Genomic DNA, 24,303 nt, shown 5'->3' on the forward strand with positions numbered 1-24,303 from the left:
TTTAAACCGCGGCGGCCCCCGAGACGATCTCGGTGAGTTCCTGAGTAATGCTGGCCTGACGAGCTTTGTTGTATACCAACTGCAGCTCTTTAATCAGGCTGCCGCCATTGTCGGTCGCGGCTTTCATCGCCACCATACGGGCGGCCTGCTCGCTGGCCAGGTTTTCAACCACGCCCTGATAAACCTGAGATTCGACATAACGACGCAGCAGGGTATCCAGCAACGCCTTCGGATCGGGTTCGTACAGGTAATCCCAGGATTTATGTTTCAGATCATCATCATCTGATGCCGGTAACGGCAGCAGCTGGCTGATGGTCGGAACCTGAGACATGGTGTTAATAAATTTGTTGCTGACAATGTAAAGCTTGTCCAGACGGCCTTCGTCGTAGGCCTGCAACATCACTTTTACCGGACCGATCAGTTCGGACAGGGAAGGGTTATCCCCCATGCCGGTGACCTGGGCAACAACATTGCCGCCCACGGAGTTGAAGAACGACACGCCTTTCGAGCCGATCATTGCGAGGTCGCATTGAACGCCTTTGTCGGTCCAGGTCTTCATTTCCGCCAGCAGTTTTTTGAACAGGTTAATGTTCAAACCACCGCACAAACCACGGTCGGTCGACACCACCAGGTAGCCCACGCGTTTAACGTCGCGGTCTTCCAGGTAAGGGTGCTTATATTCCAGATTACCGTGTGCAAGGTGACCAATCACTTTGCGCATGGTTTCTGCATAAGGACGGCTGGCCGCCATGCGATCCTGCGATTTACGCATTTTGGAAGCGGCGACCATCTCCATCGCTTTAGTGATCTTTTGCGTGTTCTGGACGCTTGCGATCTTACTACGTATCTCTTTTGCGCCGGCCATGAGCTTCTCCTCAATGCCTTGCGGCCTGCCCTAAGGCAAGCCGCCAGACGTTACCAGGATTGGGTTGCTTTGAAGGAATCGAGGATGCCTTTCAGCTTGCCTTCGATTTCGTCGTTGTAGCCACCGGTCTGGTTGATCTCTTGCATCAACGGAGCGTGATCACGGTCGACGTAAGCCAGCAGAGCGGCTTCGAAGCTGCCGATTTTCGACAGTTCAACATCCGCCAGGTAACCACGTTCTGCTGCGAACAGAACCAGAGACTGTTGCGCTACGGACATCGGCGCATACTGTTTCTGTTTCAGCAGTTCGGTCACTTTCTGACCGTGGTCAAGCTGTTTACGTGTTGCATCGTCAAGGTCGGATGCAAACTGAGAGAACGCTGCCAGTTCACGATACTGTGCCAGAGCGGTACGGATACCACCGGACAGTTTTTTCATGATCTTGGTCTGTGCTGCACCACCAACACGGGATACGGAAATACCCGGGTTAACCGCAGGACGAATACCGGCGTTGAACAGGTTGGTTTCCAGGAAGATCTGACCATCGGTAATGGAGATTACGTTGGTTGGAACGAACGCAGAAACGTCACCCGCCTGAGTTTCGATAATCGGCAGCGCAGTCAGAGAACCGGTTTTCCCTTTCACTTCACCTTTGGTGAAGGCTTCAACGTATTCGGCGTTAACACGCGCAGCACGCTCCAGCAGACGAGAGTGGAGGTAGAATACGTCGCCCGGGAATGCTTCACGTCCTGGCGGACGACGGAGCAGCAGGGAGATCTGACGGTAAGCAACAGCCTGTTTAGACAGGTCATCGTAAATGATCAGCGCATCTTCACCGCGGTCACGGAAGTATTCGCCCATTGCGCAACCAGCGTACGGTGCCAGGTATTGCAGTGCAGCGGATTCAGACGCGGTTGCTACCACAACGATGGTGTTAGCCAGTGCGCCGTGCTCTTCCAGTTTACGTACCACGTTAGAAATGGTGGACGCTTTCTGGCCGATAGCGACATAGATACATTTGATACCGGAATCGCGCTGGTTGATGATGGCATCGATAGCCAGTGCGGTTTTACCGGTCTGACGGTCACCGATGATCAATTCACGCTGACCACGACCGATTGGGATCATGGAGTCAACGGCTTTATAACCGGTCTGTACCGGCTGATCTACGGACTGACGTTCGATAACGCCCGGAGCGATTGCTTCTACAGCAGAGAAGCCGTCGTGATCCAGCGGACCTTTACCGTCGATTGGTGCACCCAGAGTGTTAACCACACGGCCCAGCAGGCCACGGCCAACCGGAACTTCCAGGATACGGCCAGTACACTTAACTTTCATGCCTTCGGCAAGGTCAGCGTACGGACCCATAACAACCGCACCTACAGAGTCGCGCTCGAGGTTCAGTGCGATAGCGTAACGGTTACCCGGCAGGGAGATCATTTCACCCTGCATACAATCGGCCAGGCCGTGAATGCGGATAACACCGTCACTTACAGAAACAATAGTACCTTCGTTGTGAGCTTCACTCACAACATTGAACTGAGCAATGCGCTGCTTGATCAGTTCGCTGATTTCGGTGGAATTCAGTTGCATGCTCCAGTCCCCTTAAGACTGCAAGACGTCTGCAAGGCGCTCAAGACGACCGCGTACGCTGCCATCAATGACCATATCACCCGCTCGGATGATAACGCCTGCCATTACAGACTTATCGATTTTGCAATTCAGCTTAACTTTGCGTGACAGACGTTTTTCCATCGCAGCAGAAATTTTCGCGAGCTGTTGTTCACTCAGTGCGGCAGCGGAAATGACGTCTACCTCAGCGGTAGCCTCACTCACGGCACGCAGGTGAATAAACTGCTCCAGAACATCCGGGAGCGCGTTAAGACGACCATTCTCAGCCATAACCCGAATCAGGTTCTGACCGTTTTCGTCCAGTTGCTCACCACAAACTGCGATAAACGACTCGGCGAGCGTTTCTGGCGCAAGCGCGCCAGAGAGAAGCTCTGCCATTTGTTCGTTTTTGGTTACCTCGGCGGCAAACGCCAGCATGTCCTGCCAGCGTTCTACACTTTGGTGTTCGACGGCAAAGTCAAAAGCTGCTTTGGCGTAGGGGCGAGCTACCGTAATAAATTCAGACATCAGCCCCTCCCTCCTTACAGTTCAGCGACAAGTTTATCCACGATGTCGCTGTTAGCAGCTTCATCCACGGAACGTTCGATGATCTTCTCGGCGCCAGCAACAGCCAGGATAGCAACTTGCTTACGCAGCTCTTCACGGGCACGTTTACGCTCGGCTTCAATTTCCGCCTGCGCCTGGGCCACGATTTTAGTACGTTCCTGTTCTGCCTCAGCTTTCGCTTCGTCCAGAATCTGCGAGCGGCGTTTGTTCGCCTGCTCGATGATTACCTGGGCTTCCGCTTTCGCTTTTTTCAGCTGGTCGGTCGCGCTGGCCTTTGCAAGGTCAAGGTCCTTATGTGCTCGTTCTGCGGAAGCAAGGCCGTCAGCAATTTCTTTTTGACGTTTTTCGATGGCTGCCATTAATGGCGGCCATACGTACTTCATGCAGAACAGAACGAACAGGACAAACGCGATGGCCTGGCCGAGGATTGTTGCGTTAAGATTCACAGCACAATGCCTCTATTTAGTTAACGTTCTGATATTGCTCTTTAAATAAAAGCAACGCTTACTACGCGACAGCGAACATCACGTACAGACCCAGACCTACAGCGATCATCGGGATAGCATCCACCAGACCCATAACGATAAAGAACTGAGTACGCAGCAGAGGAATCAGATCAGGTTGACGCGCTGCGCCTTCCAGGAATTTACCCCCGAGGATGCCGATACCGATCGCAGCACCGATTGCCGCCAGACCCATCATCACAGCGGCAGCCATGTACAGCAGATCCATATTCAGGTTTTCCATGACAGTCTCCAGTTTGTTTCAGTTAAAACGTAGTAGTGTTGGTAAATTAATGTTCTTCAGACGCCATCGACAGATAGACGATCGTCAGAACCATGAAGATGAAGGCTTGCAGCGTAATGATCAGGATGTGGAAAATGGCCCACGGCACATTCAGGATCCACTGTGACCACCACGGCAACAGACCAGCAATCAGAATGAAAATCAGCTCACCGGCATACATGTTACCGAACAGTCGCAAACCGAGTGAAACTGGTTTGGACAGCAGGCTTACCCCTTCAAGGATTAAGTTGACAGGAATGAACGCCCAGTGATTGAACGGCTGCAGCGTCAACTCTTTCGTGAAGCCGCCGATGCCTTTCATTTTGATGCTGTAGAACAGAATCAGGATAAATACACCCAGTGCCATAGACAGCGTTACGTTCACGTCCGCAGACGGAACCACACGCAGTGCAGGCAGACCCAGTACATGTTCAGCAATGTACGGCAGCAGGTCGATAGGCAGTAAATCCATCAGGTTCATCAGGAATACCCAGACGAAGATCGTCAGGGCCAGCGGAGCAATCAGCTTGCTTTTGCCATGGTACATGTCTTTCACGCTACCATTAACAAAGCCGATCACCAGCTCAATCGCGGTCTGAAACTTACCTGGCACACCGCTGGTCGCCTTTTTGGCTACGCTACGGAATAAAACCAGGAACAACAGACCCAGCACCACCGAGAAGAACATGGAGTCAATATTGATTGTCCAGAAGGTGGCTGGGGGGTTATGTGGATCCACCAGCGAGAATGTACGCAGGTCCAGCTGAAGGTTGTTCAGGTGGTGTCCTATGTAATCCTGCGGCGTCATATTTTCTGAAGCCATGATGCCTTTTACCCTTTGTTGTTAATTACAGCCGGTGCCAGTATCTGAACCACCAGCACCAAAACCCACGTAACGATCAGCGGCAAGAATACCGCCTTTAAAACCGCCAACGCCACCACCAGTAACACCAACATCGCCAGAACTTTGAAAGCTTCGCCAAATGCGAATGTCCAGGCCACCCGGCCTTTCGCTGGTGTATGCGCCTGGTGACGCCAGGCAAATATCATAAACAAAACGTTAGGCAGAAAGACTGCCAGGCCCCCGCTTATTGCAGAGACGCCCCAGAAGGGGTCTTTGAGGCTGAACAGCAATCCACTTGCTATCACCACCAGTAACTGAACGAGCAGAAGCTTCCGAGCAACGTTTCGACTCACGAGCGACACAGACATCACGTTTTTCACTCCTGCTCCCTTCGAGGTATGCCGCGTGTCGTATAAAACTTTCTTTAAGGCTTAGAGTCAAGCATCAAAAAGCGGTCAAATTATACGGTGCGCCCCCGTGATTTCAAACAATAAGTAGCCAAAAGGTGAATAAATGTTTAAATATTTTTCCAGTGCATACAATTGCGACTTTTCTGCAAACCATGTTCGATCATGAAAAACTGTAAATAACGCGTAAACACTGGTGATAAAGCGTGCTTCAGATCACATATTGAGCATGTTCGCGCACAGCATATTTATTTACTTGGCAAATGATGCCTTTGCAAGTTTATGATATTTCAGTCTAAAAACAGATACTGTTTTAATAAATGACATTTACACAACAAAAACCACCCATTGACATTTTTAATAATGCTTTAACAGCCAATGATGATTCTTAGCGCCGATTTTTAGCAGACTGATATTTTCACTTATGACTTATTTTCTGCTTACCAAAAAAAGCCACGTTACTTTGTTGATGCAAAAGAGTGAACGTGGCGTTAAATGTAACCAGTTATATCAGTAGAAAACCTGGTTGTTGTTAACAGTCTAACCGGTCAATTTTTTATGATTTTTTTGATAAAAATTAAATTTTATTTGCTTTAATCACCACCAGATGACGTTCGCCATCCAGGGCCGGAACGTGAAGTTTAACCACTGATTCGACCTGATATTCTTCGGGCAACAAAGCGATTTCATCTTCCGGCATTTGGCCTTTCAGCGCGTAGAAACGACCTTGCTCACCAGGAAGATGGTGGCACCAGCTCACCATATCGTTCAGAGAGGCAAAAGCGCGGCTAATTACGCCATCAAATGGCGGCTCAGAAGGAAACTCTTCTACCCTGCTCTGTACTGGCTCAATATTCTCCAGTTTAAGCTCATGTTGCACCTGACGAAGGAAACGCACGCGTTTACCAAGGCTATCCAACAACGTGAAGTGGGCTTCAGGACGTACGATAGAGAGTGGAATGCCAGGCAGTCCTGGTCCGGTGCCGACATCGATAAACCGTTCACCTTGCAGATACGGTGCCACCACAATGCTATCGAGAATATGGCGTACCAGCATCTCATTAGGATCGCGGACCGAAGTCAGGTTGTACGCTTTATTCCATTTATGCAGCATATTCACGTAGGCAATTAGCTGGTTTTTCTGGTGAGCGGTAAGCGAAATTCCTGCGTCTTTCAGCAGAGAGGTGAGTTTGTTGAGCACGGTGATTACCTGTTCTTGATGCGTTGCCCGGTAAGCGGGTGCTTACCAGGCATTTTTAATGCGTTATGCGCTACGACGCAGCATACCCTGTTTTTTCAGCCACACCAGCAGAATGGAGATGGCCGCAGGCGTGACGCCAGAAATACGCGAAGCCTGACCGATAGAGGCCGGTTTGTGATCGTTAAGTTTGGCGATCACTTCGTTAGAAAGACCGGATACCTGGCGGTAATCCAGCGTCGCTGGTAGCAGGGTGTTCTCGTTACGCAGCTGCTTTTCGATCTCATCTTGCTGGCGCGCGATATAACCTTCGTATTTAACCTGAATCTCAACCTGTTCCGCCGCCTGTTCGTCTGTCAACGCAGGGGCAAACGGCGTCAGCGTGGTTAATTTTTCATAAGTCATTTCCGGACGACGCAGCAGATCTTCACCACTGGCTTCACGGGAAAGCGGCGCAGTCAGGTGAGCATTCACTTCGGCTGCAGCTTCCGCCGACGGGGTTACCCAGGTCGATTTCAGGCGCTGACGCTCACGCTCGATATTCTCAAGTTTCTCGTTAAAGCGCGCCCAACGTTCGTCATCCACCAGGCCCAGTTCACGACCGATTTCAGTCAAACGCAGATCTGCATTATCTTCGCGCAGCATCAGACGATATTCTGCGCGCGAGGTAAACATACGATACGGTTCTTTGGTTCCTAAAGTGCACAGGTCATCAACCAGTACGCCGAGATACGCCTGAGAACGCGTCGGAGCCCAACCTTCTTTGTCAGCAGACAGACGGGCAGCGTTAAGACCAGCCAGCAAACCTTGCGCAGCGGCTTCTTCGTAACCGGTAGTGCCGTTAATCTGACCAGCAAAGAACAGCCCCTGGATAAACTTGCTCTCCAGCGTCGGTTTCAGGTCGCGTGGATCGAAGAAGTCATACTCAATGGCATAACCCGGACGCACGATCTTCGCGTTTTCCATCCCCTGCATGGAGCGGACGATTTGCATCTGCACATCGAACGGCAGGCTGGTGGAGATACCGTTCGGATAAATTTCGTTTGAGGTCAGCCCTTCCGGTTCAAGGAAGATCTGATGCTGATTTCTGTCGGCGAAGCGCATGACTTTGTCTTCGATCGACGGGCAGTAGCGTGGGCCGACACCTTCGATCACCCCTGCATACATTGGGCTACGATCGAGGTTACTGCGGATCACATCATGGGTTTTCTCGTTGGTATGGGTGATATAACACGGCACCTGCTGTGGATGCTGGGACGCATTACCCATAAACGAGAATACCGGCATTGGGTTATCGCCATGCTGTTGCGCCAGCACGCTGAAGTCGATAGTACGCGCATCAATACGCGGCGGTGTCCCGGTTTTCAGACGACCAACGCGCAGCGGCAGTTCACGCAAACGGCGAGAGAGCGGAATGGACGGCGGATCACCAGCACGACCACCGCTGTAGTTATCCAGACCGATATGAATTTTACCGTCGAGGAACGTCCCAACGGTGAGCACGACGGCTTTGGCACGGAACTTCAGTCCCATTTGGGTAACAGCACCAACCACGCAATCGTTTTCGACAATAAGATCTTCAACCGCCTGCTGGAAGATCATCAGGTTCGGTTGGTTCTCCAGCGCCGTACGTACCGCCTGCCGGTAGAGCACACGATCCGCCTGAGCACGGGTAGCGCGAACCGCTGGTCCCTTGCTTGCGTTTAGTATCCTAAACTGGATACCCGCCTGATCGATCGCTTTCGCCATCAGACCGCCGAGTGCATCCACTTCTTTTACCAGATGTCCCTTCCCAATACCGCCGATCGCCGGGTTGCAGCTCATCTGCCCCAGAGTGTCGATATTGTGTGTCAAAAGCAGAGTCTGTTGACCCATACGCGCCGCGGCCATCGCGGCCTCGGTGCCTGCATGACCCCCGCCAATGATGATGACGTCAAAAGGATCCGGATAAAACATGGTGATTGCCTCGCATAACGCGGTATGAAAATGGATTGAAGCCCGGGCCGTGGATTCTACTCAACTTTGTCGGCTTGAGAAAGACCTGGGATCCTGGGTATTAAAAAGAAGATCTATTTATTTAGAGATCTGTTCTATTGTGATCTCTTATTAGGATCGCACTACCCTGTGGATAACAAGGATCCGGCTTTTAAGATCAACAACCTGGAAAGGATCATTAACTGTGAATGATCGGTGATCCTGGACCGTATAAGCTGGGATCAGAATGAGGGGTTATACACAACTCAAAAACTGAACAGCGGTTGTTCTTTGGATAACTACCGGTTGATCCAAGCTTCCTGACAGAGTTATCCACAGTAGATCGCACGATCTGTATACTTATTTGAGTAAATTAATCCACGATCCCAGCCATTCTTCTGCCGGATCTTCCGGAATGTCGTGATCAAGAATGTTGATCTTCAGTGTTTCGCCTGTCTGTTTTGCACCGGAATTTTTGAGTTCAGCCTCGAGTTTATCGATAGCCCCACAAAAGGTGTCATATTCACGACTGCCAATACCGATAGCGCCAAAGCGGACCGCAGAAAGATCGGGCTTCTGTTCCTGCAATGCTTCATAGAAAGGAGAAAGGTTATCCGGAATATCTCCGGCACCGTGGGTGGAGCTGATAACCAGCCAGATCCCCGAGGCAGATAAATCTTCCAACAGCGGACCGTGCAGCGTTTCGGTGGTAAAACCCGCCTCTTCCAGCTTTTCAGCCAGGTGTTCTGCCACATATTCGGCACCGCCGAGGGTGCTGCCGCTGATAAGAGTGATATCTGCCATAAACCGCCACCTTTATTAAGAGTGGCGTATTGTACGCTGTGAACGCGTTGGGATCTACCTGTGGAAAAGTATGGGATTAAAAAAGCCGATCAGGGCTTGATGGTACGCATGATCGGGTTTTGCAGGACGATCAATGTCTCGGTGGACTGAATTTCATCAATTGTTTGGATCTTGTTGATAAGTACATGCTGGAGAGCGTCGATCGAACGGCACATCACTTTTATAAAGATGCTGTAGTGGCCGGTGGTGTAATAGGCTTCAGTGACTTCATCAAGGCTTTCCAGTTTCGCCAGCGCGGAAGGATAGTCTTTGGCGCTCTTTAATATAATGCCGATAAAGCAGCCTACGTCATAACCGAGCTGCTTCGGGCTGACATCAATACGCGCCCCGGTAATGATCCCCGCCTGCTTCATTTTCTCTACTCGAACGTGAATCGTCCCCGGACTGACGCCAAATTGTTTCGCCAGTTCGGCGTAAGCGGTGCGCGCATTGCCCATTAATGCTTCCAGGATGCCACGGTCCAGATTGTCGATTAGATAATTTTCCATAGGATTTTCTTATGCGGATTGATGATTCATTCTATTTTAGCCTTATTTTTTAATGAATCAAAAGTGTGTGAGGCTTTTTATTGAATGATTATTGCATGTGTGTCGGTTTTTGTTGCTTAATCATAAGCAACAGGACGCAGGAGTATAAAAAATGAAAACCGCTTACATTGCCAAACAACGTCAAATTAGCTTCGTGAAATCTCACTTTTCTCGTCAACTGGAAGAACGTCTGGGGCTGATCGAAGTCCAGGCGCCGATTCTTAGCCGTGTGGGGGATGGCACGCAGGATAACTTGTCGGGCTGTGAAAAAGCGGTACAGGTAAAAGTGAAAGCTCTGCCTGATGCCCAGTTCGAAGTGGTTCATTCACTGGCGAAATGGAAACGTCAGACCTTAGGGCAACACGACTTCAGCGCGGGCGAAGGGCTGTACACGCACATGAAAGCCCTTCGCCCCGATGAAGACCGTCTTTCCCCGCTGCACTCGGTCTATGTTGACCAGTGGGACTGGGAACGCGTAATGGGCGACGGCGAGCGTCAATTCTCGACTCTGAAAAGCACGGTAGAGGCGATCTGGGCGGGAATTAAAGCAACCGAAGCTGCGGTTAGCGAAGAGTTTGGCCTGGCACCGTTCCTGCCGGATCAGATCCACTTCGTACACAGCCAGGAGTTACTGTCTCGTTATCCGGATCTCGATGCCAAAGGGCGTGAGCGGGCGATTGCGAAAGATCTTGGCGCGGTATTCCTCGTCGGGATTGGCGGCAAGTTGAGTGATGGTCATCGTCACGACGTGCGCGCACCGGATTATGATGACTGGAGCACCCCGTCAGAGCTGGGCCATGCGGGTCTGAACGGCGATATTCTGGTATGGAACCCGGTACTGGAAGATGCGTTTGAGCTTTCTTCCATGGGGATCCGCGTGGATGCCAACACGCTGAAGCATCAGCTGGCGCTGACCGGTGACGAAGATCGCCTGGAGCTGGAGTGGCATCAGGCGCTGCTGCGCGGTGAAATGCCGCAGACCATCGGCGGCGGTATCGGGCAGTCTCGTTTGACCATGCTGCTGCTGCAACTGCCACATATCGGCCAGGTTCAGTGTGGTGTATGGCCGGCAGCTGTTCGCGAGAGCGTCCCTTCTCTGCTGTAATAATTTATCGCCGCCAGCGTCTGAGCAGGCGGCTTCGCATCCCGGTATCAAAGCGCCAGATATGATCGAAAATGCGCATGATGCCGGGTTTGCCATGTGCAGACATCGCCACGGCATGAAAGCGATGCTGATGTACCCGCTGTAGCTCTTTCACTTTACTCGTCACGTCGTCAGGCAACCGCTGGGCGATAAAATCAGAAATCACCACCGCATCGGCATCAAACCATTCCCGGCTTTGCAAGCGTTCCATAATGGCGCGAAAACAACTGGCAAGATCGGTGCCGCCACGAAACTGCTGGCTTAAAAAACGGATTGCTTGTTCGATGCCTTGTGGGCCTGAAAGCTCATAACGGACGATCTCGGTGGAAAATAGCATAATATAGCAGCGCCGGTTTTCAGCGAGAGCAATGCGCATCAAGGCCAGGCAGAACGCTTTCGCACACTGTTCATTAAAGCCGCCCATTGAGCCGGAAGTATCCACACAGACAATAAACGGTCCGCGCGGCTGTTCGTCGTAATCTTTATGTACCACCGGACGTTCGATCACTTTTTCTCGCCACGACTCACCGTGCAGGCGATAGGTGAGCAACTGTTTTTCCACCAGCCGACGGTAAAACTCATACTCCAGTTCTGTTATCCCTAGTGTCGCCAGTTCTGGCGGCAGGAGACGTAAAATATCATCGCTTTGTTGCAGACCATCAACCTGCTCAGGAACCGTCGCCGGTTCGCGCACCAGGGTGCGGAAGGTTTCCATCTGCGCATCGTTGCGCGGTATTGATTTGGCTTCCCGGGAACGCCCCAGCTGTTCTGCCAGGCGTTTCAGTTCCGGCTGTTCGTTAAGAAATTCACCGTATTTCACAATCAACTGATAGTCGCCACGTTTAAGCTGACCGGCGCTCATATCCCACAGACGACCAGCTGCGGTATTGTTATCTGCGAGAATCGGTTCAAGTTGTCCGCTCAGCGTCATGCGTTCCTGAACTTCACTCAACAGTTGTTCGCGTTCTTCTTCTAATAGCTGTTGATTTAACGTCGTTGCTTGCACGATCAGACTTAAACGCCAACGCTGGAGAAAAAGCGTGTGTAACGCTGAAGTGATCGTGCTGTTAGCATCAACCAACTGTCGGGCTTGTTCTGCCCATGGGGAATTCAGACGATGCAGTAAGTCCAGGATCTGTGGTAGCTGCACAATAAACTGCGGCGTGGAGAGGAGCTGGCTTTGCTGATAGCACATCACCTCTTCGGTGAGTTCCGGCGGGACTCGGGCATCTTTCAGCCGACTGCGCAGCGCCTCACGCCAGCGGGGAACATCATCAGTGATTGCCGCCTTCAGTCGTGGGAATTTTTCAAAGAAGACCGCCAGCTGCGGTGAGGCCAGCAGCGCGATGATCATCTCTTCGAGCAATCCCTCTTCGCTGACGGCCAGCATCACATTAAGCGTATCCAGCGTTAGCATTGTTGTGCCTGGTGAATCTGGGTGCCGACATCCTGTAGGCTGGCTTCAATGCGACCTAACCAGTCGCCAGGGATAAACAGACATTTTTGCTGTTCGCTGAATAAAGCGTGTTGCTTACGCCAGTCGCTTTCAAGCTCTTCCAGTTGTTGTTTTATTTCACCTGGCAGACCTTCAGTCGATGAACCGGGAAGTGCCAGCGTACTGCCTTGTAAACTTACATCGCGTACAACAAGATGTTGGGCACTATCAACTTCCAGATTCAGTTTCTGGGCAAAGCCGATACCGTTCAGTTTGCCGCGAATTTCACCACCTTTACTCAGCCACTGTTCCAGCGCGTTACGCTCAAAGGAGATATGAACCACTTCCATATCATGCAGTTTTAACGGTTTTTGCAGCAGCAGAGTCAGAGTGGAAGCAGTAACGTTAACAGGGAGTTGATACTGCTGACGACGGCTGAAAATGCCGCCCAGACGAATTACCGTTAAGGCTGTTTTATCGCTTTGTTGCTGCTGGAGTTGCAGGTGACGTTGCACAATCGCGCCCAGGCGGGTCAACATCCCTTGCTGTTGCCAGGCATGACCGGTCATCAATACATCAATTTGTTGTTGTATCAAATTCAGGCTTTGCGCGTCATACCACAGGCAATCTTTCAGCAAAATGAGATCAACCGGGGCAACAGCACTGCGACCGCTAAAAAAGGCGCTGGCCTGCAATAAGCGGATCGCTTTTTTCCAGCGACGATCCGAGACATAAGGCGCATCCGGTAATTTATCCAGTTGCTGGCGCAGCATAAAAATCAGCTCAAATACATGATCGGGCAGCGTAATTTCACCAATCTCTTTCTGCCAGCGTTCATATTCTTCATCTGTGACCTGCAAGGAGGCAGGAACCGGATTATCGTTTTCATCCTGTTGACTGGTCAGCATGGAGCGGAAATTCGCTTTATCCTGCACTTTATCTAACCACAGACGAATCAGCATGCGGTCATATAACGCTTCCAGACTGCTGTCTGCTTCCGGCAGCTCGTTGGAGGCCGCCACCAGCAGGCGCATCGGGATTTTTTCTACGTGTGCACCGTTACGGAACTGGCGCTCGTTAATGGCGGTGAGCAGGGTATTAAGAATTGCCGGACCCGCTTTCCAGATCTCATCCAGAAAGACGATTTCTGCTTCCGGCAGGTAACCGCTGGTTAAACGTTCATAGCGCCCTTCATCTTTTAGCGCCTGAATAGAAAGGGGACCAAAAACTTCTTCCGGCGTGGAGAAGCGGGTCATCAGATATTCAAACGCGCGGGCATTCTGAAAGGCGAATTTTAAGCGCCGGGCGATCAAACTTTTGGCAATGCCTGGCGGGCCAAGGAGGAACACACTTTCACCACTTAATGCCGCTAATAAACACAAGCGGATGGCGTGGCTACGTTCATAAAGCCCCTTTTCCAACGAACTGCTCAGGCGGGAAATTCTTTCCGCTAATAAATGAGGGTGAGCCATAATGAAGTGGCGTCCTTTCGTCAAAAGTTCTGCGTAAATTGCGAGTATAGACGTTTCTTGCTGGTGGCTAAAATAGTCTCAAAGGGGGGGTATTTTTCTTTGAGCCAGGTTAATGTGGCCGCATTTAGGAGTACGATTTTGCCGTTAATCGTGCATACTGTGCGCTTTTTTGTGGGCCAAGGGACTAAGCACACATTTCATATTTCAACGAAAGACTAGTCTATGAGCACTGATAATAAGCAATCATTGCCCGCGATTACCCTCGCGGCGATTGGAGTTGTCTACGGCGATATTGGTACCAGCCCGTTATATACACTTCGTGAATGTTTGTCCGGCCAGTTTGGTTTTGGCGTTGAACGCGATGCCGTGTTTGGCTTTTTATCGCTGATCTTCTGGCTGCTAATCTTTGTGGTTTCCATTAAATATCTCACCTTCGTGATGCGGGCAGATAACGCCGGTGAAGGGGGGATCCTGACGTTGATGTCGCTTGCCGGGCGTAATACGTCGGCGCGAACCACATCAATGCTGGTGATTATGGGGCTAATCGGCGGCAGCTTTTTCTATGGTGAAGTCGTCATAACACCCGCTATTTCGGTGATGTCAGCCATTGAAGGTCTGGAAATCGTCGCCCCGCAGCTGGATACCTGGATAGTTCCCCTCTCAATTATCGTTCTCACTTTATTATTTATGATTCAAAAACATGGCACGGCTATGGTCGGTAAGCTGTTTGCGCCGATCATGCTGACCTGGTTTTTGATTCTGGCAGGACTGGGGTTACGTAGCATTATTGCTAACCCGGAAGTGCTGCATGCGCTGAATCCGATGTGGGCGGTGCATTTCTTCCTTGAATACAAAACGGTTTCTTTTATTGCATTAGGGGCAGTGGTGCTGTCGATTACGGGGGTCGAGGCGCTGTATGCTGATATGGGGCACTTTGGTAAGTTCCCGATTCGTCTGGCGTGGTTCACCGTCGTATTGCCTTCCTTAACTCTTAATTACTTCGGTCAGGGAGCGCTGTTGTTAAAGAACCCGGAAGCAATTAAGAACCCGTTCTTCCTGTTGGCACCGGACTGGGCGCTGATCCCGCTGCTGATCATCGCCGCACTGGCGACGGTAATCGCCTCGCAGGCTGTTATCTCTGGCGTCTTCTCATTGACGCGTCAGGCGGTACGTCTGGGATATTTGTCGCCGATGCGCATTATTCACACCTCCGAAATGGAGTCAGGGCAAATCTATATTCCGTTTGTGAACTGGATGCTCTATGTCGCGGTCGTGATTGTGATTGTCAGCTTTGAGCACTCCAGCAACCTGGCGGCGGCGTACGGGATTGCGGTGACCGGAACCATGGTGCTGACGTCTATTCTCTCGACTACCGTGGCACGTCAGAACTGGCACTGGAATAAGTATTTTGTTGCGCTGATCCTGATTGCTTTCCTTTGTGTCGATATTCCATTGTTCACCGCTAACCTCGATAAACTGCTCTCCGGCGGCTGGTTGCCATTGAGCCTCGGTACGGTGATGTTTATCGTGATGACCACCTGGAAGAGCGAACGTTTCCGTTTGCTGCGGCGGATGCATGAACATGGTAACTCTCTGGAGGCGATGATTGCTTCGCTGGAGAAATCACCGCCCGTTCGCGTGCCCGGGACCGCGGTGTATATGTCACGTGCAATCAACGTCATTCCCTTTGCGCTGATGCATAACCTTAAACATAACAAGGTATTGCATGAGCGGGTGATTCTGTTAACTCTGCGCACCGAAGATGCGCCATATGTCCATAACGTCCGTCGGGTACAGATTGAACAACTGTCGCCCACGTTCTGGCGCGTGGTGGCAAGTTATGGTTGGCGAGAAACGCCAAACGTGGAAGAAGTATTCCACCGCTGCGGTCTGGAAGGATTAAGTTGCCGGATGATGGAAACCTCCTTCTTTATGTCGCATGAGTCGTTGATCCTCGGCAAACGCCCGTGGTATTTGCGTCTGCGCGGTAAGCTGTACTTGCTGTTGCAACGTAATGCGCTGCGTGCGCCGGATCAATTTGAAATCCCGCCAAACAGGGTTATCGAACTGGGTACTCAGGTCGAAATCTAACGCCAGACGCCTCCTTTCTCCATAAGGGGGCGTTTTTGTTTTCATGGTTAATCACCATGTAAAACGTTTCGAGGTTGATCACATTTCCGTAACTTCACGATGGTTTTCCCAACTCAGTCAGGATTAAACTGCGGGTCAGCGAAACGTTTCGCTGATGGAGAAAAAAATGAAAAAAGGCACCGTTCTTAATCCTGATATTTCATCGGTGATCTCCCGACTGGGACATACCGATACGCTGGTGGTGTGTGATGCAGGTTTACCCATCCCCAAAAGTACAACGCGTATCGATATGGCATTAACCCAGGGTGTACCTTCTTTTATGCAGGTGCTGGGCGTCGTCACAAATGAAATGCAGGTCGAGGCAGCCATTATCGCGGAAGAGATCAAACAACATAATCCGCAACTCCACGAAACGTTGCTCACTCACCTTGAGCAGCTGCAAAAACACCAGGGAAATACCATTGAAATTCGTTACACCACGCATGAACAATTCAAACAACAAACCGCAGAAAGTCAGGCGGTAATTCGCAGCGGAGAATGTTCTCCGTATGCGAATATCATTCTCTGTGCTGGCGTGACGTTCTGAGGCCGTCATGGAAGCATTACTTCAGCTTAAAGGCATCGATAAAGCCTTCCCGGGCGTAAAAGCCCTCTCGGGTGCAGCGTTAAATGTCTATCCTGGCCGCGTGATGGCGCTGGTGGGCGAAAACGGTGCGGGTAAATCCACCATGATGAAAGTGCTTACGGGTATCTATACTCGCGATGCCGGTACGCTTTTATGGCTGGGGAAAGAAACGACGTTTACCGGGCCGAAATCTTCCCAGGAAGCCGGGATTGGGATTATCCATCAGGAACTGAACCTGATCCCGCAGTTGACCATTGCCGAAAACATTTTCCTCGGTCGTGAGTTTGTTAATCGCTTTGGCAAAATTGACTGGAAAACCATGTATGCCGAAGCGGATAAATTGCTGGCTAAACTTAACCTGCGCTTTAAAAGCGACAAGTTAGTGGGCGATCTTTCCATCGGTGACCAGCAAATGGTTGAAATAGCCAAAGTGCTGAGCTTTGAGTCGAAAGTCATCATTATGGATGAACCGACCGATGCGCTGACCGATACCGAAACCGAATCCTTGTTCCGCGTCATCCGCGAGCTGAAATCGCAAGGCCGCGGTATTGTCTATATTTCCCACCGCATGAAAGAAATCTTCGAGATTTGCGATGACGTTACCGTTTTTCGTGATGGGCAATTTATTGCTGAGCGTGAAGTAGCATCACTGACCGAAGATTCGCTGATTGAGATGATGGTGGGCCGCAAGCTGGAAGATCAATATCCGCACCTGGACAAAGCGCCAGGAGATATTCGCCTGAAAGTCGATAATCTCTGCGGACCTGGCGTTAACGATGTCTCTTTTACTTTACGCAAAGGCGAAATTCTTGGCGTCTCTGGTTTGATGGGCGCAGGTCGTACCGAACTGATGAAAGTGCTCTACGGCGCACTGCCGCGCACCAGCGGTTACGTCACCCTGGATGGGCATGAAGTTGTTACCCGTTCACCGCAGGATGGCCTGGCAAACGGCATTGTGTATATCTCCGAAGACCGTAAACGTGACGGTTTAGTGCTGGGCATGTCAGTAAAAGAGAATATGTCGCTGACCGCGCTGCGCTACTTCAGCCGCGCTGGCGGCAGTTTGAAGCATGCCGATGAACAGCAGGCAGTAAGTGATTTCATTCGTCTGTTTAATGTGAAAACGCCGTCGATGGAACAGGCAATTGGTCTGCTTTCCGGTGGCAATCAGCAAAAAGTGGCGATTGCCCGTGGTCTGATGACACGCCCCAAAGTGTTGATCCTCGATGAGCCTACCCGTGGCGTAGATGTCGGCGCGAAAAAAGAGATCTATCAACTGATTAACCAGTTCAAAGCCGATGGCTTGAGCATCATTCTGGTGTCATCGGAGATGCCAGAAGTATTAGGCATGAGCGATCGCATCATCGTCATGCATGAAGGGCATCTCAGCGGGGAATTTACTCGTGAGCAGGCCACCCAGGAAGTGTTAATGGCTGCCGCTGTGGGCAAGCTTAATCGCGTGAATCAGGAGTAAAAAAATGACAACCCAGACTGTCTCTGGTCGCCGTTATTTCACGAAAGCGTGGCTGATGGAGCAGAAATCGCTTATCGCTCTGCTGGTGCTGATCGCGATTGTCTCGACGTTAAGTCCGAACTTTTTCACCATCAATAACTTATTCAATATTCTCCAGCAAACCTCGGTGAACGCCATTATGGCAGTCGGGATGACGCTGGTGATCCTGACGTCGGGCATCGACTTGTCGGTAGGTTCTCTGTTGGCGCTGACCGGCGCAGTTGCTGCATCTATCGTCGGCATTGAAGTCAATGCGCTGGTGGCTGTTGCTGCTGCTCTCGCGTTAGGTGCCGCAATTGGTGCGGTAACCGGGGTGATTGTAGCGAAAGGTCGCGTCCAGGCGTTTATCGCTACGCTGGTTATGATGCTTTTACTGCGCGGCGTGACCATGGTTTATACCAACGGTAGCCCAGTGAATACCGGCTTTACTGAGAACGCCGATCTGTTTGGCTGGTTTGGTATTGGTCGTCCGCTGGGCGTACCGACGCCAGTCTGGATCATGGGTATTGTCTTCCTCGCGGCCTGGTACATGCTGCATCACACGCGTTTGGGGCGTTACATCTACGCGCTGGGCGGCAACGAAGCGGCAACGCGTCTTTCTGGTATCAACGTCAATAAAATCAAAATCATCGTCTATTCTCTTTGTGGTCTGCTGGCATCGCTGGCCGGGATCATTGAAGTGGCGCGTCTCTCCTCCGCACAACCCACGGCGGGGACTGGCTATGAGCTGGATGCTATTGCTGCGGTGGTTCTGGGCGGTACGAGTCTGGCGGGCGGAAAAGGTCGCATTGTTGGGACGTTGATCGGCGCATTAATTCTTGGCTTCCTTAATAATGGATTGAATTTGTTAGGTGTTTCCTCCTATTACCAGATGATCGTCAAAGCGGTGGTGATTTTGCTGGCGGTGCTGGTAGACAACAAAAAGCAGTAATAACGACTACAGGACATCTTGAATATGAACATGAAAAAACTGGCTACCCTGGTTTCCGCTGTTGCGCTAAGCGCCACCGTCAGTGCGAATGCGATGGCAAAAGACACCATCGCGCTGGTGGTCTCCACGCTTAACAACCCGTTCTTTGTATCGCTGAAAGATGGCGCGCAGAAAGAGGCGGATAAACTTGGCTATAACCTGGTGGTGCTGGACTCCCAGAATAACCCGGCGAAAGAGCTGGCGAACGTGCAGGACTTAACCGTTCGCGGCACCAAAATTCTGCTGATTAACCCGACCGACTCCGACGCAGTGGGTAATGCTGTGAAGATGGCTAACCAGGCGAACATCCCGGTTATCACTCTTGACCGCCAGGCAACGAAAGGTGAAGTGGTGAGCCACATTGCTTCTGATAACGTACTGGGCGGCAAAATCGCCGGTGATTACATCGCGAAGAAAGCGGGTGAAGGTGCCAAAGTTATCGAGCTGCAAGGCATTGCCGGTACATCCGCAGCCCGTGAACGTGGCGAAGGCTTCCAGCAGGCTGTTGCTGCTCACAAGTTTAATGTTCTTGCCAGCCAGCCAGCAGATTTTGATCGCACTAAAGGTTTGAACGTAATGCAGAACCTGTTGACCGCACATCCGGATGTTCAGGCTGTATTCGCGCAGAATGATGAAATGGCGCTGGGCGCGCTGCGCGCACTGCAAACTGCCGGTAAATCGGATGTGATGGTCGTCGGATTTGACGGTACACCGGATGGCGAAAAAGCGGTGAATGATGGCAAACTAGCAGCGACTATCGCTCAGCTACCCGATCAGATTGGCGCGAAAGGCGTCGAAACCGCCGATAAAGTACTGAAAGGTGAGAAAGTTCAGGCTAAGTATCCGGTTGATCTGAAACTGGTTGTTAAGCAGTAGTTTTAATCAGGTTGTATGACCTGATGGTGACATAAATACGGCATCGACAGATGAACGTGTAATATAAAGAAAAGCAGGGCACGCGCCACCCTAACACGGTGGCGCATTTTATGGACATCCCGAATATGCAAAACGCAGGCAGCCTCGTTGTTCTTGGCAGCATTAATGCTGACCACATTCTTAATCTTCAATCTTTTCCTACCCCAGGCGAAACCGTAACCGGTAACCACTATCAGGTTGCATTTGGCGGCAAAGGCGCTAATCAGGCTGTGGCTGCTGGGCGTAGCGGTGCGAATATCGCGTTTATTGCCTGCACTGGCGATGACAGCATTGGTGAGAGCGTTCGCCAGCAGCTCGCCACTGATAACATCGATATTTCTCCGGTCAGCGTGATCAAAGGCGAATCAACAGGTGTGGCGCTGATTTTTGTTAATGGCGAAGGTGAGAATGTCATCGGTATTCATGCCGGCGCTAATGCTGCCCTTTCCCCGGCACTGGTGGAAGCGCAACGTGAGCGTATTGCCAACGCGTCAGCATTATTAATGCAGCTGGAATCACCACTCGAAAGTGTGATGGCAGCGGCGAAAATCGCCCATCAAAATAAGACTATCGTTGCGCTTAACCCGGCTCCGGCTCGCGAACTTCCTGACGAACTGCTGGCACTGGTGGACATTATTACGCCAAACGAAACGGAAGCAGAAAAGCTCACCGGTATTCGTGTTGAAAATGATGAAGATGCAGCGAAGGCGGCGCAGGTACTGCATGAAAAAGGTATCCGTACTGTACTGATTACTTTAGGAAGTCGTGGTGTATGGGCTAGCGTGAATGGTGAAGGTCAGCGCGTTCCTGGATTCCGGGTGCAGGCTGTCGATACCATTGCTGCCGGAGATACCTTTAACGGCGCGTTAATCACGGCGTTGCTGGAAGAAAAACCATTGCCAGAGGCGATTCGGTTTGCTCATGCTGCCGCTGCGATTGCCGTAACACGTAAAGGCGCACAACCTTCCGTACCGTGGCGTGAAGAGATCGACGCATTTTTAGACAGGCAGAGGTGACGCTTGGCTACAATGAAAGATGTTGCCCGCCTGGCGGGCGTTTCTACCTCAACAGTTTCTCACGTTATCAATAAAGATCGCTTCGTCAGTGAAGCGATTACCGCCAAAGTTGAAGCGGCGATTAAAGAACTCAATTACGCGCCATCAGCCCTGGCGCGTAGCCTCAAACTCAATCAAACACATACCATTGGCATGTTGATCACTGCCAGTACCAATCCTTTCTATTCTGAACTGGTGCGTGGCGTTGAACGCAGTTGCTTCGAACGCGGTTATAGTCTTGTCCTTTGCAATACCGAAGGCGATGAACAGCGGATGAATCGCAATCTGGAAACGCTGATGCAAAAACGCGTTGATGGCTTGCTGTTACTGTGCACCGAAACGCATCAACCTTCGCGTGAAATCATGCAACGTTATCCGACAGTGCCTACTGTGATGATGGACTGGGCTCCGTTCGATGGCGACAGCGATCTTATTCAGGATAACTCGTTGCTGGGCGGAGACTTAGCAACGCAATATCTGATCGATAAAGGTCATACCCGTATCGCCTGTATTACCGGCCCGCTGGATAAAACTCCGGCACGCCTGCGGTTGGAAGGTTATCGGGCGGCGATGAAACGTGCGGGTCTCAACATTCCTGATGGCTATGAAGTCACTGGTGATTTTGAATTTAACGGCGGGTTTGACGCTATGCGCCAACTGTTATTACATCCGCTGCGTCCTCAGGCCGTCTTTACCGGAAATGACGCTATGGCTGTTGGCGTTTACCAGGCGCTGTATCAGGCAGAGTTACAAGTTCCGCAGGATATTGCGGTGATTGGCTATGACGATATCGAACTGGCAAGCTTTATGACGCCACCATTAACCACTATCCACCAACCGAAAGATGAACTAGGGGAGCTGGCGATTGATGTACTCATCCATCGGATAACCCAACCGACCCTTCAGCAACAACGATTACAACTTACTCCGATTCTGATGGAACGCGGTTCGGCTTAGATTTACGCTGTCTTTTGATCAAATTATTACCATCGGTTGTTTTCAGAAGCATGAACATTGCTGCTGAAGCAACAGTAATAATGCCCATCGTGATAAACGTATAGTGGAATTGTTCGACAGTCGTTGTGCCTTCCATCCCTTCATAAACGCGAAGGACGGCCGCACTTACAGAAACGCCTAAACTGATAGACAGTTGCTGCGTGACCGCCAGAACACTGTTACCGCTGCTGGCGTTGTCATCGGTCAGATCGGCAAGTGTGATGGTATTCATCGCGGTAAATTGCGTCGACATAGCCATCCCTAATATAAACAACGGCAAGATCAGCATCCATATCGCCATTGCCGGTGATTGCAAAGAGAACTGAGCGATCATTAGCCCAATAATCACCGTGATCCCCACTAATGTATGGCGATAGCCCAGACGACGTAAGACTTGGGTAACCATCGATTTTGCAATAATGGAACCTAACGCTGTCGGTGCCATCATACAGCCGGCAATAAACGCCTGATAACCAAATCCTACCTGTAACATCAATGGCATAAGGAACGGTACACAGCCGGTCCCCAGACGGGTTGCAATATTACCTACGATACCGATCGAGAAAGTGCGGGTTTTAAATAAATCTAATGAAATTAATGGGTTTGGCGTGCGTCGTGCATGGAGAATATAGAGAAGCAGTAACCCGATGCTGGTGACAATTACCGTCAAGGCAATCCAACTGGCGACAATCTTTTCCCCGAATAGCTCTATTCCGCTTGAGAATAGAACAAGGCTAAGGCCAAACAGCAAAAAGCCAGTGATATCGAATCTGCGTCGTGCGGTGGTGAAATTGGGCATATGTTTGCGCGCGTAAAGAAGGCCCGCAATACCTATGGGGATATTGATTAAAAATATCCAGTGCCAGGTTGCCCAGGTGACCAGCACGCCGCCAAGAACGGGGCCTAAAATTGGCCCCACCAGACCCGGCATGGCGACAAAATTCAATACAGGAAGAAGCTCATTACGAGGATAAGCGCGCAGTAAGGCCAGCCGAGCAACAGGCATCATCATTGCGCCGCCTATCCCCTGAATAACCCGGAAGACAACCAGCTGTGGTAGCGAGTTAGAAAGTGCGCAGGCCAGAGAACCCAACGTGAACAGACTCACGGCAAGGGTAAATATGCGACGCGTACCGAAGCGATCGGCTAGCCATCCGCTTACAGGAATAAGCATCGCCACCGTCAGCGTATAACTGATGATGGCTGATTGCATCGCGAGAGGAGAACGATTAAGGCTATGAGCGATTGCGGGTAAGGCGGTATTCAGAATAGTGGCATCAAGTGCCTGCATGAAGAAGGCCATCGCCGCGATCCACGGCAAACCCGCCATACTGCGCTTCTTTTTATCGCTCATTCAATGTCCTGTTATCGGGTTATCACTTATCAGGTGAGCGTAGCAGCGCCTGACAAGCTTTAAATGCCGCGTCGCCATCGCTTTGGATAATCGCATCGACAATCGCCTGATGCAGATCCAGCTTTATCACTGTGTCGCTGGTAATTGACGTGAAGTAAGTGTGATAAACCGAATGGAATAGCGAGGCGAATGAGGTCAAAAACGGATTGGCGCTCATTTCATAGATATGCTCATGCCAGGCCATATCGACCTCAATCCAGCGTTCACGGCGAAAGTTCTCTTTTAATGCCACCATTTCGGCCATTAACGTATTGAGATGCGCCTTCTGTTCCGCGGTGCCAACCGTTGCAGCCAGTAGGCAAGCTTGCGGCTCCAGACAGATACGCATAACCAGAAAGTGATCGATGACCTGATGAAAGTTCTCTTCTGTCATCCACCAGGTAAGCAATTCCTGATCAAGAAAATTCCAGTTCGATTGTGGCATTACCCGGGTACCAATTCGCGGTCGCGGTAAAACCATCCCTTTTGCCGTTAACGTTTTGACCGCTTCGCGTACCGCTGTACGACTCACTCCAAATTGCTCGCCCAGCTCAATCTCACCGGGCAAAATGGTGCCGGGTTCATATTCACCTTTTAAGATGCGTTGCGCCAGCTTCTCAGCCAGAACATACGAAAGGTTTTTCTGTGCAGCTAACTGTTGTGCGCTTAAAGGCATTACTAATCTTCCTTTTTCTTTTTATTCCTCCTTAGTATGCCACCAGGAAGTGTGATTACGGTTGCAAAAACGGCAAATTGCTTGTTTTATGGCACATTAACGGGGCTTTTGCTGAAAAAATGCGCGGTCAGAAAATTATTTTAAATTTCCTCTTGTCAGGCCGGAATAACTCCCTATAATGCGCCACCACTGACACGGAACAACGGCAAACACGCCGCCGGGTCAGCGGGGTTCTCCTGAGAATTCCGGCAGAGAAAGCAAAAATAAATGCTTGACTCTGTAGCGGGAAAGCGTATTATGCACACCCCGCGCCGCTGAGAAAAAGCGAAGCGGCACTGCTCTTTAACAATTTATCAGACAATCTGTGTGGGCACTC

The 24,303-nt window shown here is 50.8% G+C and carries 23 protein-coding genes; 8 read left to right on the plus strand and 15 right to left on the minus strand.

Annotation, left to right across the window (positions count from 1 at the left end; translation table 11 throughout):
• Position 1 precedes the first annotated feature (1 nt).
• The 11 genes from atpG to asnC form a co-directional block, all read right to left on the minus strand.
• Positions 2-865, minus strand: coding sequence for a F0F1 ATP synthase subunit gamma (gene atpG, locus ACJHX3_RS10515; RefSeq protein WP_000896498.1), 864 nt, complete (start codon positions 863-865; stop codon positions 2-4).
• A gap of 50 nt (positions 866-915) precedes the next feature.
• Positions 916-2,457, minus strand: a complete 1,542-nt coding sequence (atpA, locus tag ACJHX3_RS10520) for a F0F1 ATP synthase subunit alpha (protein WP_001176745.1) — start codon at positions 2,455-2,457, stop codon at positions 916-918.
• 12 nt (positions 2,458-2,469) lie between these two features.
• Positions 2,470-3,003, minus strand: a complete 534-nt coding sequence (atpH, locus tag ACJHX3_RS10525; RefSeq protein ID WP_001288587.1) for a F0F1 ATP synthase subunit delta — start codon at positions 3,001-3,003, stop codon at positions 2,470-2,472.
• A gap of 14 nt (positions 3,004-3,017) precedes the next feature.
• A complete protein-coding gene (gene atpF / locus ACJHX3_RS10530; protein ID WP_001052219.1) occupies positions 3,018-3,488 on the minus strand; it encodes a F0F1 ATP synthase subunit B in 471 nt (156 codons plus the stop codon).
• A gap of 61 nt (positions 3,489-3,549) precedes the next feature.
• On the minus strand, positions 3,550-3,789 hold the full coding sequence (atpE, locus tag ACJHX3_RS10535) for a F0F1 ATP synthase subunit C (RefSeq protein ID WP_000429386.1): 240 nt from the start codon (positions 3,787-3,789) through the stop codon (positions 3,550-3,552).
• A 46-nt stretch (positions 3,790-3,835) separates the two neighbouring features.
• Complete coding sequence (gene atpB, locus ACJHX3_RS10540) at positions 3,836-4,651, minus strand: F0F1 ATP synthase subunit A (protein ID WP_000135618.1); 816 nt, start codon at positions 4,649-4,651, stop codon at positions 3,836-3,838.
• An 8-nt stretch (positions 4,652-4,659) separates the two neighbouring features.
• Positions 4,660-5,040: a F0F1 ATP synthase subunit I gene (gene atpI / locus ACJHX3_RS10545; RefSeq protein WP_000116695.1), complete on the minus strand. Its 381-nt coding sequence runs from the start codon at positions 5,038-5,040 to the stop codon at positions 4,660-4,662.
• A 616-nt stretch (positions 5,041-5,656) separates the two neighbouring features.
• The gene (gene rsmG, locus ACJHX3_RS10550; RefSeq protein ID WP_094308205.1) at positions 5,657-6,280 is read right to left on the minus strand and encodes a 16S rRNA (guanine(527)-N(7))-methyltransferase RsmG; all 624 of its coding nucleotides are present in this window, start codon (positions 6,278-6,280) and stop codon (positions 5,657-5,659) included.
• Positions 6,281-6,343: 63 nt separating this feature from the next.
• Positions 6,344-8,233, minus strand: coding sequence for a tRNA uridine-5-carboxymethylaminomethyl(34) synthesis enzyme MnmG (gene mnmG, locus ACJHX3_RS10555; RefSeq protein WP_000499761.1), 1,890 nt, complete (start codon positions 8,231-8,233; stop codon positions 6,344-6,346).
• 378 nt (positions 8,234-8,611) lie between these two features.
• Positions 8,612-9,055 (minus strand): FMN-binding protein MioC, encoded by a 444-nt coding sequence (gene mioC, locus ACJHX3_RS10560; RefSeq protein WP_000763742.1) that lies wholly within the window; start codon positions 9,053-9,055, stop codon positions 8,612-8,614.
• An 89-nt stretch (positions 9,056-9,144) separates the two neighbouring features.
• Positions 9,145-9,603, minus strand: a complete 459-nt coding sequence (gene asnC / locus ACJHX3_RS10565; RefSeq protein ID WP_000432970.1) for a transcriptional regulator AsnC — start codon at positions 9,601-9,603, stop codon at positions 9,145-9,147.
• Positions 9,604-9,754: 151 nt separating this feature from the next.
• Between asnC and asnA the strand changes: the two genes are divergently transcribed.
• Positions 9,755-10,747: an aspartate--ammonia ligase gene (gene asnA / locus ACJHX3_RS10570; RefSeq protein WP_000845110.1), complete on the plus strand. Its 993-nt coding sequence runs from the start codon at positions 9,755-9,757 to the stop codon at positions 10,745-10,747.
• A 4-nt stretch (positions 10,748-10,751) separates the two neighbouring features.
• Here asnA and viaA read toward each other — a convergent pair whose 3' ends face one another.
• Both viaA and ravA read right to left on the minus strand, forming a co-directional pair.
• A complete protein-coding gene (viaA, locus tag ACJHX3_RS10575) occupies positions 10,752-12,203 on the minus strand; it encodes an ATPase RavA stimulator ViaA (RefSeq protein WP_094321906.1) in 1,452 nt (483 codons plus the stop codon).
• Positions 12,197-13,693 (minus strand): ATPase RavA, encoded by a 1,497-nt coding sequence (gene ravA / locus ACJHX3_RS10580; protein ID WP_094321907.1) that lies wholly within the window; start codon positions 13,691-13,693, stop codon positions 12,197-12,199. The genes viaA and ravA overlap by 7 nt, the downstream gene beginning before the upstream one ends.
• Positions 13,694-13,915: 222 nt before the next feature.
• On the opposite strand from ravA, the gene kup reads away from it, so the two are divergent.
• From kup to rbsR, 7 genes are all read left to right on the plus strand, one after another.
• Complete coding sequence (kup, locus tag ACJHX3_RS10585) at positions 13,916-15,784, plus strand: low affinity potassium transporter Kup (RefSeq protein ID WP_000102319.1); 1,869 nt, start codon at positions 13,916-13,918, stop codon at positions 15,782-15,784.
• Between the two features lie 166 nt (positions 15,785-15,950).
• Complete coding sequence (gene rbsD / locus ACJHX3_RS10590) at positions 15,951-16,370, plus strand: D-ribose pyranase (protein WP_094321910.1); 420 nt, start codon at positions 15,951-15,953, stop codon at positions 16,368-16,370.
• A gap of 7 nt (positions 16,371-16,377) precedes the next feature.
• Entirely contained in the window at positions 16,378-17,883 is a 1,506-nt protein-coding gene (gene rbsA / locus ACJHX3_RS10595; RefSeq protein ID WP_000387770.1) for a ribose ABC transporter ATP-binding protein RbsA, read from the plus strand.
• 4 nt (positions 17,884-17,887) lie between these two features.
• Entirely contained in the window at positions 17,888-18,853 is a 966-nt protein-coding gene (gene rbsC / locus ACJHX3_RS10600) for a ribose ABC transporter permease (RefSeq protein ID WP_000211858.1), read from the plus strand.
• A 24-nt stretch (positions 18,854-18,877) separates the two neighbouring features.
• Complete coding sequence (gene rbsB, locus ACJHX3_RS10605; RefSeq protein WP_001056273.1) at positions 18,878-19,768, plus strand: ribose ABC transporter substrate-binding protein RbsB; 891 nt, start codon at positions 18,878-18,880, stop codon at positions 19,766-19,768.
• Positions 19,769-19,893: 125 nt separating this feature from the next.
• Positions 19,894-20,823 carry a ribokinase gene (rbsK, locus tag ACJHX3_RS10610; protein ID WP_001361088.1) on the plus strand — a complete coding sequence of 310 codons (930 nt, stop codon included), beginning with the start codon at positions 19,894-19,896 and terminating at the stop codon, positions 20,821-20,823.
• 3 nt (positions 20,824-20,826) lie between these two features.
• Positions 20,827-21,819, plus strand: a complete 993-nt coding sequence (gene rbsR, locus ACJHX3_RS10615; RefSeq protein ID WP_000224462.1) for a ribose operon transcriptional repressor RbsR — start codon at positions 20,827-20,829, stop codon at positions 21,817-21,819.
• On the opposite strand, the gene mdtD is transcribed toward rbsR, so the two are convergent.
• Both mdtD and ACJHX3_RS10625 read right to left on the minus strand, forming a co-directional pair.
• Positions 21,785-23,212, minus strand: a complete 1,428-nt coding sequence (gene mdtD / locus ACJHX3_RS10620; RefSeq protein ID WP_077167768.1) for a multidrug transporter subunit MdtD — start codon at positions 23,210-23,212, stop codon at positions 21,785-21,787. The two genes, rbsR and mdtD, sit on opposite strands and share 35 nt — an antisense overlap.
• A 22-nt stretch (positions 23,213-23,234) precedes the next feature.
• Positions 23,235-23,927: a FadR/GntR family transcriptional regulator gene (locus ACJHX3_RS10625; RefSeq protein ID WP_001131177.1), complete on the minus strand. Its 693-nt coding sequence runs from the start codon at positions 23,925-23,927 to the stop codon at positions 23,235-23,237.
• Positions 23,928-24,303 lie beyond the last annotated feature (376 nt).

The organism is Escherichia sp. WS1265, assembly GCF_046487585.1.
GTDB lineage: Bacteria > Pseudomonadota > Gammaproteobacteria > Enterobacterales > Enterobacteriaceae > Escherichia > Escherichia coli.

Coding starts and splice junctions, on each gene's coding strand:
- mnmG (WP_000499761.1), bottom strand. CDS start 8,233: ATGTTTTATCCGGATCCTTTTGACGTCATCATCATTGGCGGGGGTCAT.
- rbsB (WP_001056273.1), top strand. CDS start 18,878: ATGAACATGAAAAAACTGGCTACCCTGGTTTCCGCTGTTGCGCTAAGC.
- atpA (WP_001176745.1), bottom strand. CDS start 2,457: ATGCAACTGAATTCCACCGAAATCAGCGAACTGATCAAGCAGCGCATT.
- rbsD (WP_094321910.1), top strand. CDS start 15,951: ATGAAAAAAGGCACCGTTCTTAATCCTGATATTTCATCGGTGATCTCC.
- rbsA (WP_000387770.1), top strand. CDS start 16,378: ATGGAAGCATTACTTCAGCTTAAAGGCATCGATAAAGCCTTCCCGGGC.
- mdtD (WP_077167768.1), bottom strand. CDS start 23,212: ATGAGCGATAAAAAGAAGCGCAGTATGGCGGGTTTGCCGTGGATCGCG.
- mioC (WP_000763742.1), bottom strand. CDS start 9,055: ATGGCAGATATCACTCTTATCAGCGGCAGCACCCTCGGCGGTGCCGAA.
- atpI (WP_000116695.1), bottom strand. CDS start 5,040: ATGTCTGTGTCGCTCGTGAGTCGAAACGTTGCTCGGAAGCTTCTGCTC.
- atpH (WP_001288587.1), bottom strand. CDS start 3,003: ATGTCTGAATTTATTACGGTAGCTCGCCCCTACGCCAAAGCAGCTTTT.
- rbsK (WP_001361088.1), top strand. CDS start 19,894: ATGCAAAACGCAGGCAGCCTCGTTGTTCTTGGCAGCATTAATGCTGAC.
- atpG (WP_000896498.1), bottom strand. CDS start 865: ATGGCCGGCGCAAAAGAGATACGTAGTAAGATCGCAAGCGTCCAGAAC.
- viaA (WP_094321906.1), bottom strand. CDS start 12,203: ATGCTAACGCTGGATACGCTTAATGTGATGCTGGCCGTCAGCGAAGAG.
- rbsC (WP_000211858.1), top strand. CDS start 17,888: ATGACAACCCAGACTGTCTCTGGTCGCCGTTATTTCACGAAAGCGTGG.
- atpE (WP_000429386.1), bottom strand. CDS start 3,789: ATGGAAAACCTGAATATGGATCTGCTGTACATGGCTGCCGCTGTGATG.
- ACJHX3_RS10625 (WP_001131177.1), bottom strand. CDS start 23,927: ATGCCTTTAAGCGCACAACAGTTAGCTGCACAGAAAAACCTTTCGTAT.
- asnA (WP_000845110.1), top strand. CDS start 9,755: ATGAAAACCGCTTACATTGCCAAACAACGTCAAATTAGCTTCGTGAAA.
- ravA (WP_094321907.1), bottom strand. CDS start 13,693: ATGGCTCACCCTCATTTATTAGCGGAAAGAATTTCCCGCCTGAGCAGT.
- atpB (WP_000135618.1), bottom strand. CDS start 4,651: ATGGCTTCAGAAAATATGACGCCGCAGGATTACATAGGACACCACCTG.
- kup (WP_000102319.1), top strand. CDS start 13,916: ATGAGCACTGATAATAAGCAATCATTGCCCGCGATTACCCTCGCGGCG.
- asnC (WP_000432970.1), bottom strand. CDS start 9,603: ATGGAAAATTATCTAATCGACAATCTGGACCGTGGCATCCTGGAAGCA.